This is a genomic window from Corallococcus exercitus (genome assembly GCF_003611585.1).
GTDB classification, from domain to species: Bacteria; Myxococcota; Myxococcia; order Myxococcales; family Myxococcaceae; genus Corallococcus; species Corallococcus exercitus.
The window spans coordinates 1-8,728 of the sequence record NZ_RAVW01000415.1 but is presented as its reverse complement, the minus strand read 5'-3'; the positions used below and the strand labels follow the sequence as shown (position 1 = coordinate 8,728).

At 70.9% G+C, this 8,728-nt stretch carries 10 protein-coding genes; 5 read left to right on the top strand and 5 right to left on the bottom strand.

The window, feature by feature from the left end:
- A partial coding sequence (locus D7W79_RS34175) for an NAD-dependent epimerase/dehydratase family protein (protein ID WP_120529525.1) occupies nucleotides 1–79 on the bottom strand: 79 nt, incomplete at its 3' end.
- A gap of 81 nt (nucleotides 80–160) precedes the next feature.
- Here D7W79_RS34175 and D7W79_RS34170 point away from each other — a divergent pair.
- Nucleotides 161–790 carry a TetR family transcriptional regulator gene (locus D7W79_RS34170; protein ID WP_120529524.1) on the top strand — a complete coding sequence of 210 codons (630 nt, stop codon included), beginning with the start codon at nucleotides 161–163 and terminating at the stop codon, nucleotides 788–790.
- Nucleotides 791–825: 35 nt separating this feature from the next.
- Here the strand turns inward: D7W79_RS34170 and D7W79_RS34165 are convergent, their stop codons facing one another.
- Together D7W79_RS34165 and D7W79_RS34160 are read right to left on the bottom strand one after the other, a co-directional pair.
- Complete coding sequence (locus D7W79_RS34165) at nucleotides 826–1,320, bottom strand: hypothetical protein (protein ID WP_120529523.1); 495 nt, start codon at nucleotides 1,318–1,320, stop codon at nucleotides 826–828.
- A gap of 77 nt (nucleotides 1,321–1,397) precedes the next feature.
- Nucleotides 1,398–3,035, bottom strand: coding sequence for a sigma 54-interacting transcriptional regulator (locus D7W79_RS34160; RefSeq protein WP_120529522.1), 1,638 nt, complete (start codon nucleotides 3,033–3,035; stop codon nucleotides 1,398–1,400).
- Nucleotides 3,036–3,209: 174 nt separating this feature from the next.
- On the opposite strand from D7W79_RS34160, the gene D7W79_RS34155 reads away from it, so the two are divergent.
- Together D7W79_RS34155 and D7W79_RS34150 are read left to right on the top strand one after the other, a co-directional pair.
- Entirely contained in the window at nucleotides 3,210–3,821 is a 612-nt protein-coding gene (locus tag D7W79_RS34155; RefSeq protein ID WP_120529521.1) for a DUF2378 family protein, read from the top strand.
- 20 nt (nucleotides 3,822–3,841) lie between these two features.
- Nucleotides 3,842–4,243, top strand: a complete 402-nt coding sequence (locus D7W79_RS34150; protein ID WP_120529520.1) for a TonB family protein — start codon at nucleotides 3,842–3,844, stop codon at nucleotides 4,241–4,243.
- Here the strand turns inward: D7W79_RS34150 and D7W79_RS34145 are convergent.
- Nucleotides 4,230–5,243 (bottom strand): zinc-dependent alcohol dehydrogenase family protein, encoded by a 1,014-nt coding sequence (locus tag D7W79_RS34145; RefSeq protein ID WP_120529519.1) that lies wholly within the window; start codon nucleotides 5,241–5,243, stop codon nucleotides 4,230–4,232. The two genes, D7W79_RS34150 and D7W79_RS34145, sit on opposite strands and share 14 nt — an antisense overlap.
- Nucleotides 5,244–5,350: 107 nt before the next feature.
- Between D7W79_RS34145 and D7W79_RS34140 the strand changes: the two genes are divergently transcribed.
- A complete protein-coding gene (locus tag D7W79_RS34140; RefSeq protein WP_120529518.1) occupies nucleotides 5,351–6,829 on the top strand; it encodes a S28 family serine protease in 1,479 nt (492 codons plus the stop codon).
- 72 nt (nucleotides 6,830–6,901) lie between these two features.
- Nucleotides 6,902–7,315, top strand: a complete 414-nt coding sequence (locus D7W79_RS34135; RefSeq protein WP_244222129.1) for a zinc-binding dehydrogenase — start codon at nucleotides 6,902–6,904, stop codon at nucleotides 7,313–7,315.
- Nucleotides 7,316–7,521: 206 nt separating this feature from the next.
- Here the strand turns inward: D7W79_RS34135 and D7W79_RS34130 are convergent, their stop codons facing one another.
- Nucleotides 7,522–8,727: a FadR/GntR family transcriptional regulator gene (locus D7W79_RS34130; RefSeq protein ID WP_120529517.1), complete on the bottom strand. Its 1,206-nt coding sequence runs from the start codon at nucleotides 8,725–8,727 to the stop codon at nucleotides 7,522–7,524.
- Nucleotide 8,728: the final 1 nt, after the last annotated feature.

The following is an 8,728-nucleotide window of genomic DNA, read 5'->3' as shown; positions in this document are numbered from 1 at the left end:
CCTTATGCCCCGCCCCCAACAACTCGGGAACGACCGCCGAGCCAATGAAACCCGATGCACCCGTGACGAATACGCGCATGGAAAAGCCCCTTGATGTCAGCTACTGACATCACTACTAACAAGTGATGTCAGTGACTGCAATCAGGTTATGCTGATGCCCATGGGCCGCTGGGAACCCAACGCACGAGACCGGCTCGCACAGGCCGCGATGACGCTGTTCCAGGAGCACGGGTACGACCGGACGACGGTGGAGGACATCGCCGCGCGCGCGGGGCTCACGGAGCGGACGTTCTTCCGCTACTTCACCGACAAGAAGGAGGTCCTGTTCGGGGGCTCGGACGCGCTCCACGAGCGCATCGTCACCACCATCGCGGAGGCTCCCCAGGGGACCGCGCCGCTCGACGCGGTCGCCGCCGCCCTGGAGGCCATGACCCCCTTCTTCAAGGACCGCCGCGACCATGTCCGGGCGCGCCAGACACTCCTCGCCGCTCACGCCGAGCTTCGGGAGCGTGAGCTGATCAAGCTGGCCTCGATGGCCTCGGCCGCCGCGGACACCTTGCGCAAGCGCGGCGTCACCGAGCCCACCGCGAGCCTGGCCGCCGAGGCAGGCATCGCGGTCTTCAAGGTCGCGTTCGAGCGCTGGCTCGAGGATCCGAAGGCGCAGGACCTCTCACGGCACATCCAGCTCGGCCTCGATGAGCTCAGGGCCGTCACCGCGAGCACCGGCACCGTGCCCCCGGCCACGCCCCCACAGCGGCCCGCCAGGCCGGCCAAGGCCTCCAGGCGCTGACGGGCCCCGCCCCGTGGAAGGCAGGCGCCGCTCGCTCAGTCCTCGCCGCGACCGGTGACTTCGAGCGTGCCGTTGATGGTCTCTTTGATGCCCTGCGGCGGCTTGACCTGGGAGCAATCGCCCTTCGTCGGGGTGGACCACCACGAGGCGTGCGACCCCGGCTCGTCCTTGCCACGCACCTTCCACGCAGCGCTCCCGCAGGCGGGGACCAGCAGCGGGTTGTGCGACCCATTCTTCAGGAGCGCACCGTTCGACAGACCGATGCACCGGGCCTGATTCACCTGGGACACGAACGTCACCGTGTGACCGGGCTGCACCTCCACATTGTCGCTGCTGAAGTGCACCTTGTCGTCCAGGAGGGTGATGTTCACCACCGTGCCGCCCTCGGACTCCGCGGGCGTGCTCGACGAGCAGGGCTGCACCGGGTCGGTGTCGCTCGACGCGGTTTCAAGGGGGGTGGCACGAGGGCCGCTGGCACAGGCCAGCAGCAGTCCGGTGAGGCACAGCGGGAAGAGGACGCGGCTTCGCATGGGGAACCCTCCAGGGGGATGAGCACTGACGGCGCAACGGCTTAGCAGTCAGCGTGCCACGCGGCGCACCCGTCCGCTCACGTCCCCTTCGCCACCAGCCCCAGCTCCTTCAGCCGCCGCCCCAGCGCGCGCTTCGACACCTCCAGCGTGCGCACCATCGCGTCCAGGTCGCCGCCGCAGGCCTCGAAGCAGCGGGTGATTTCGTCCGCGCCCAGGTCCCCCGCCGTGCGCAGGTTCGGGCTCCGCTCGATGAGGTCATAGACGGACGGGCGCGGGATGCCCAGCGCGTCCGCCGCTGCCTTCAGGTCCCACGCGCTCGCCCGCAGCGCGGCCAGCAGCTCCGCCTCCGTCACCTGCGAGGGCTTGCGCCGGGGCACCGCCGCGTCGCGCGACTCCGGAGCACCGGACCCTCGCGCGGGCTCCGCCTCCAGGCCCTTCGCCCCACGCGCCGGTGCCGCCACCTCCGGCACGCCCAGCAGCTCATCCAGCTGCGCGTCCGCCTGGAGCCGCGCCTGTCCCCGGCTTCCAATGACGAGCTGCCGCGTGAGGTTGCGAAGCTGCCGGATGTTGCCCGGCCACGCCGCTCGCACCAGCCTCGACGCCAGCGGCGCGGGCAGCCACGGCTCCGCGTGCGGCTCCTCCGTGTCCAGCCGCCCCTGCTCTCCCAGCGCCGCCAGCTCCTCGCGCGCGAAGTGGAAGAACAGCCGGCCCACGTCCTCACGCCGCTCGCGCAGCGCGGGCACGCGCAGGTCGTAGCCCGCCAGCCGGTGCAGCAGCGGCGCCTTGAAGCGCCCGTCGCGGATCTGCTCCTCCAGGTGCGCGTCCGTCGCGGCGATGAGCCGCACGTCCACCGTCACCGGACTGCTGGCGCCCACGGGGTACAGCTCCCCCGTCTCCAGCACGCGCAGGAGCATCACCTGCACCTCGGGCGGCGCCTCGCCCACCTCGTCCAGGAACAGCGTGCCCCCATGCGCGGCGCGGAAGAAGCCCTCGCGGTCCCGCGTCGCCCCCGAGTACGCGCCCTTCTGCGAGCCGAACAGCTCCGCCGCCGCCAGCTCCTTGGGGATGGCGCCCAGGTTGACGCTCACGAAGCGCCCCGCCTTGCGCGGCCCCAGCCGGTGGATGGCCTGCGCCACCAGCTCCTTGCCCGTGCCCGTCTCGCCCCGGATGAGCACCGACACGTCCAGGTCCGCCACCCGCTCGATGTGCTTGCGCAGCCGCCGCAGGCCCGCGCTCTCGCCCACCATGCCCAGCGTGTCCGCCGCGCCCTCGCCGTCCAGCTCCACCGCGTGCAGCAGCAGCACCACGCGGCCCGACAGCTCCAGCGCCACGCCGTCCCTCCACTCCGACGGCCCGAAGTCCCGCGCGCCCTGGAGCGGCACGCCCGCCGCGACCACGTGCGTGCCGTCCTCCGGCACCGTCAGCCGCACGCCGCCGTCCGGCAGGGCGGAGAGCTCCAGCGGCTTGCGGCTCACGAACGGATCCGCCAGCGGCAGCCCCAGCGAGCTGCCCGGCGGGGCGAAGTCCGGGGCGTTGCGCGACAGGGCCACCGGACGGCCCGCCACCAGCGCCTCCAGCAGCCGCCGGTCTCCCACGCGCCGGGGCACCGGATGGGACACCACCGTCAGCGCGGGCACCACCCGCGGAGCCCCCCGGGAGGCTCCGCGCTCCTGCATCGCGGCCGTGGAGATGTCGGCGAGGGGGTCGTGCGCCATGGCCCACGACCCTACCGCACCCTCCATCGCCCCTCAGCGACGCGTCGAAACCCGTCGACCGACCCGTCGGGCCCCGTGCCGCACCGCGTTTTCGAACAATCCACGCAAAGTTCTTGAAGCCTGGGAACCTCCCGGGTTGAGACAGCCCCGCCCACACGGGTAGCGTGGGAAGGCATGCCGAGTCCCGAACGCCTCGTGTTCCAGCAGAGCTTCGAAGGGCTGATTCGCGCCCTGGGTGACCGCCTGGACGATTCCTGCGCGCGGCAGCTGCGCGAGGCCGGCATCGACCCGCGCGGGAAGCTGTCGGTGGCCTATCCCCTGGAGGTCTGGGTGGAGTCGCTGAAGCTGGCGGCGTCCGTGCTCGCGCCCGCGGCCACGCTGGACGACGGCGCGGAGGTGGTGGGCCGGCGCTTCCTGGAGGGCTACGGGGCCACGCTGATTGGCAGCGCGCTGCTGGCGGGCGTGCGGCTGTTGGGCCCACACCGGATGCTGGAGCGGATGACGCGCAACCTGCGCACGGGCACCAACTACCTGGAGGCGCGGCTGGAGCAGACAGGCCCCACGCGCTACGTGCTCACCTGCCGCCCGGTGGTGGTGGCGGGCTTCTACCGGGGCCTGTTCGCCGCCGGCCTGGAGATGAGCGGCGCGCACGGCGCCTCCGTGGTGCTGATGCGCAGCGCGGGCGACGCGGCCGTGTACGACCTGTCCTGGCTCCCGGAGAAGGGCGCCGTCAAGCCGCCCGAAGCGAAGGCGGCGCCGCCCCGGAGCCCCGAGCCGAGGAGCTGAGCGGGGCCTATATTCGGCCCATGCTCCGTCTGACGAAAACCGCCGTGGTGGTGCTCGCGCTGGCCCTCGCTTCCGGGGCGCTGGCCGCGGGCGGCAGTCCCCAGCTCCAGACCTACTTCCAGGGCTCGGTGGACAGCCCCGCCTACCAGCAGCAGGCCTTCCAGCGCGTCGCGAAGGCCTGGAAGCAGCCGGGCCCCAAGGGCACGCCGGCCCTGGGCAAGAAGACCATCGTGCAGGCCGTGCTCGACAAGGACGGCAAGCTGGTCTCCACCGCCATCCTCACGGAGTCCGGCGCCAAGGCGTGGGACGCCGCCGCGCTGGCTGCGGTGAAGAAGGCGGCGCCCTTCCCGCCCCTGCCCAAGAGCACCACCACGCCCACGGTGGAGGCGCACTTCCACTTCGCGTGGGTCAGCTCACCTTGATGACAATCTTCCCGAAGTGCGCGCCCTGCTTCATGTGCTCGAAGGCGGCGCGCGCTTCCGCGAAGGGGAACACGCGGTCCACCACCGGGTGGATGTCATTGAGCGCGAACGCGCGCGTGAGGGCCTCGAAGGACTGACGGTGCCCCACGAACACGCCCTGCACGCGCAGGTTCTGCATCAGGATGGGGACGAGCGACACGGAGCCCGCCCCGCCGGACAGCACGCCGATGACGGACACGGTGCCGCCCACGCGCACCGCCTTGAGTGACTTGTCGAAGGTGCCCGCGCCGCCCACCTCCACCACGTGGTCCACGCCCACGCCGCCGGTGAGCGTGCGCGCCGCCTTCTCCCAGTCCGGCGTGGTGACGTAGTTGATGCCCTCCTGCGCGCCCAGCTTCAGGGCCCGCTCCAGCTTGTCGTCGCGGCTGGACGTGACGATGACGTGCGCGCCGAACAGCCGGGCAATCTGCAGCGCGAAGATGGACACGCCGCCGGTGCCCTGGACCAGCACCGTGTCGCCGGCCTTGAGCCCGCCCTGCGTGACGAGCGCGCTCCACGCCGTCACCGCCGCGCACGGCAGCGTGGCGGCCTCCTCGTCGGACAGGTACGCGGGCGTGGGCACCACGCCGTCCTCGTGCAGGAGCACCGTGTCCGCGAGCGCGCCGTCCAGCGGTCCGCCCAGCGTGGTGGCGGTGATGGCCTTCGTGGGCTCACCGGCCTGCCATCCCTGCGCGAACAGCGTCATCACCCGGTCCCCGGGCTTCACGCGGGTGACGCCCGGGCCCACCGCGTCCACCACGCCCGCGCCGTCCGAGTTGGGGACGAGCGGCAGCTTCTGGCGCGGGTTGTAGCGGCCCTCCACCATCATCAGGTCGCGCGCGTTGAGGCTCGTGGCCTTCACCCGCACGCGCACCTGGAAGGGTCCAGGCGTGGGGTCCGGCCGCTCCGCGCGCACCAGGTTCTCCAGGCCGAAGGCACCGCGAATCTCATGGACGTTCATGGCCGCTGAACTTAGGGCCGCCTCCAGGGCACCTGGGAAGTCCTTCTTCGTGAAATGCGACCCCGGCATCTTCGTAGCGTCTTTCCAAGACAGGAGGTATTTCCCATATGACGCGTTTCTTTGGTCGTCCCCTGGTGCTCGCGTGCGCGATGGCGCTGGGGCTGCAAGCGTGTGGTGGCAGTGAGCTTCCCTCGGAGGCGGCGGCCCCGAGCGCGCCGGAGGTCCAGGCGCAATCCCTTGCACAGGATGCGGCGCCGGACATCCTGGCGCAGCTGCAAGCCATTCCCGGCCTCACGGTGGTGCAGGAGCGGCCGGTCCCCGTGCCGGGCCTCCGGTTCTTCGTGATGAGCTATGACCAGCCGGCGGACCACCTGCATCCGAATGGCACGCGCTTCCAGCAGCGGGTGACGCTGCTCTACCGGAGCGCGGAGGCTCCCACGGTGCTGGCCAGCACCGGCTATGGCATTGGCACGTTCCCCGGCCAGTGGGAGCCCACCTACCTGGTGCAGGGCAACCAGCTGACGGTGGAGCACCGCTTCTTCACGCCCTCCATTCCGCAGCCCGCGAACTGGAAGCTGCTCAGCATCGAGCAGGCGGCGGCGGACCACCACCGCATCGTCCAGGCCTTCAAGCCGCTCTTCCCCGGCAAGTGGATCAGCACCGGCGGCAGCAAGGGCGGCATGACGTCGCTCTACCACCGGGCGTTCTTCCCGCGCGACGTGGACGCCACGGTGGCCTACGTGGCGCCCAACAGCTACGGCACGCAGGACCCGCGCTACGTGAAGTTCCTGAGCAAGCTGGGCACGCCCGAGTGCCGGGAGAAGATCCGCGTCTTCCAGCGCGAGGTGCTGGAGCGGCGCGCGGAGACGGCGCCCCTCTTCCAGCAGACGGGCGCGGTGCATTACGGCAGCACCTACGACTTCCTGGGAGTGGACAAGGCGCTGGAGTTCAGCGTCCTCGAGTTCGCTTTCGCCTTCTGGCAGTACGGCGACGCGTCGCTGTGCGACGTGATTCCCCCGAAGGGCGGCTCCGCGCAGACGCTGGTGGACACGCTGGATGAGGTGGTCGGCCTCTCGTACATGAGCGACGGCGACCTGGACTACTACGCGCCCTACGACTTCCAGGCCGCCACGCAGCTGGGCAGCTACGCGTCCGAGGAGAGCCACCTGCGCGGGGTCCAGCACTATCCCCGGGGCTACGACCCGCGGGCGCTCGTGCCCTTCGACATGAAGCCGTACCCCTTCAACCCCTTCGCCATGCCGCTCGTGGAGGGCTGGGTGAAGGCGTTCGGCGAGCGCATCCTGCTGGTCTACGGAGAGAACGACCCGTGGTCCACGGGCGCGTTCAGCGTGAGCGCGCGCAATGACTCGTACCGGTTCTTCGAGCCGGGCGGCAACCACGGCGCCAGCATCACCGGCCTGCCGGAAGCGGAGCAGGCCGTGGCGCTGGAGCGGCTGCGCACCTGGGCGGGGCTGCCCGCGGAGGACTCCGCGACCCTGGGCCTGCGCGTCCGGAGCGCGAAGGCCGCGGAGCTGCCCCTCACCACGGGCGTGGTAGACCGCCGCCACGGCCCGCCGCGCGACTGACCTTCAGTCCCTTTCGGCTGTCACCTCGCGGGCCGCGTCGAGGAAGGCGCGGAACGCGGGGGGCACCTGGGCGTGAAGTTCGCGCTGGCGCTGGGCGCGCACGAGGTGGGGGTGTCGTCGAGGCCGGAGGAGATGGCGGCGAAGGCGAACTCGCTCGACTTCATCCTCGACACCGTCTCCGCGAACCATGACGTCAACGCCTACCTGGGGCTGCTGCGGCGCGACGGGCACCTGGTGCTGGTGGGCTTCCCGGCGAAGCCGCTGGAGGTGGCCCCCGTCGCGCTGCTCTCCCGCCGCGCCAGCTTCTCCGGCTCCGGCACCGGCGGCCTGCCGGAGACGCAGGCGATGCTCGACTTCCGCGGCGAGCACGGCATCGTCTCCGACATCGAGCTCATTCCCATCCATGCCATCAACGAAGCGTTCACGCGGCTGGAGAAGGGCGACGTGAAGTACCGCTTTGTCCTCGACCTCCAGAGCCTGAAGTAGTGTCAGCATGACGGGCGCCTCCGGGGGTGCCCGAACTTCGCCCCCTGGCGCGGCAAGGCGACCCCCATGGGCGTCAGCAGCCCGTCGCCACGTCCGGGAGGAGGCACGGCTCGGGCGAATGCGCTGGAGGACCATCGGCACACGCAAATCCCCCGAAGAGCGTGCAGGGCTGCGCGGGCAACAGGGGATGTGCGGAGCTACACCCCTCACGAAGAAGTGGAGCGGGGGCGCAGGCAGTGCAGCAGCCAGAGGCGAGCCGCCCACCAACCCCGGGGTGGGTGGACGTCCGAGGCGCCGTGAACGGCTCCGGCTTCGTTGCGCACGGCCTCGTGGGTTTGGAGGGAAGCGATGGGTAGGGTCTCGGACTGAAGTCCTCCATCCGGAGGCGAAGTGTCGCAATCCCTCCGACGGTCAGACAAGTCGCCCGGGGGCCTATTCGTCAGGTCCCGTCTCGTGCATTCCCGATGGGCTTCACAAGCGGTGGACTGAGGGGCCACCGGAAGCCTGCTGTCGGGCTCCAAGCGAAGGGCATCCCCTCGCGGAGGCGCTGCACTCCCGGTTGCCTCGGAGCTCCCGGCAGCTGCCGCGAGACTGTCCGTTTCGATGCCGGGCAAGGTTTCGGGCACAGCATCCGTCGCGGTGGCCGAGGAGGCCTCGCCGAGGAGGCACGCCTGAGCATGAGGGACCTCGGACGCCACAGGTTCCTGGGGACATGGAGCGAATGGGTCGAGCACCCGCTCATCACACGCTTTCAGCAGCAGCGGCAGTTGGTGCTGAAGCGCCTGCATGTCGCGCTCACCCAGGGCATGACTCGCGCAGATGGCCCATTCGCGCAGCGGCTCACCACCCATGAAGGGCAGCAGCCGGGCCGAAATGCCCCTGAAGGCCCGTTGCAGCGACTGGATGAGGAGCAGGTGCCCGGGACGTGCAGCCGCCTGGGCCGCCTGCCGCATCAACTCGAACTCCAGTTGAGCGCAGCGCTCCCCGGGGTGCCAGCGCGCTGCGTCCCACAATTGGAAGCAGGTGCCTTCCAACAATTCCAGGCTCACGGCGGAAGCATTCGCGCAGCAGTCGGCAAGGAGGTCCACCAGCACCTGCCGCTTGAGGCTGAAGAAGCCCTCCAGAAGCCGCCGGCACTCCTCGGAGCGCGCGTCATGCAGCGCCAGGCCCAGGTTCTCCAGCGTCAAGGACTCGTCCAGCGCCACCGCGCGTGTCTGGCGCCCGGCGCGCTGTACCACCAGGCCCCGCGCCGCCAGCCGCCGCAAGGCCTCGCGCACCGTGCCCCGGCTCACTCCAAAGTAGCGAGCCAGCATCCGCTCCGAGGCCAACCGCCCGTCCCTCGGCAGCCTCCCCCGCGCAATGTCCCGCTCGAGCTGCTCCTCCACATACGCCACGAGCCCCACCCGCACCATC

Bases quoted from the DNA above. Each gene is read 5' to 3' on its own strand.
- D7W79_RS34170 (WP_120529524.1), top strand. From the start codon at position 161: ATGGGCCGCTGGGAACCCAACGCACGAGACCGGCTCGCACAGGCCGCG.
- D7W79_RS34165 (WP_120529523.1), bottom strand. From the start codon at position 1,320: ATGCGAAGCCGCGTCCTCTTCCCGCTGTGCCTCACCGGACTGCTGCTG.
- D7W79_RS34160 (WP_120529522.1), bottom strand. From the start codon at position 3,035: ATGGCGCACGACCCCCTCGCCGACATCTCCACGGCCGCGATGCAGGAG.
- D7W79_RS34155 (WP_120529521.1), top strand. From the start codon at position 3,210: ATGCCGAGTCCCGAACGCCTCGTGTTCCAGCAGAGCTTCGAAGGGCTG.
- D7W79_RS34150 (WP_120529520.1), top strand. From the start codon at position 3,842: ATGCTCCGTCTGACGAAAACCGCCGTGGTGGTGCTCGCGCTGGCCCTC.
- D7W79_RS34145 (WP_120529519.1), bottom strand. From the start codon at position 5,243: ATGAACGTCCATGAGATTCGCGGTGCCTTCGGCCTGGAGAACCTGGTG.
- D7W79_RS34140 (WP_120529518.1), top strand. From the start codon at position 5,351: ATGACGCGTTTCTTTGGTCGTCCCCTGGTGCTCGCGTGCGCGATGGCG.
- D7W79_RS34130 (WP_120529517.1), bottom strand. From the start codon at position 8,727: ATGGTGCGGGTGGGGCTCGTGGCGTATGTGGAGGAGCAGCTCGAGCGG.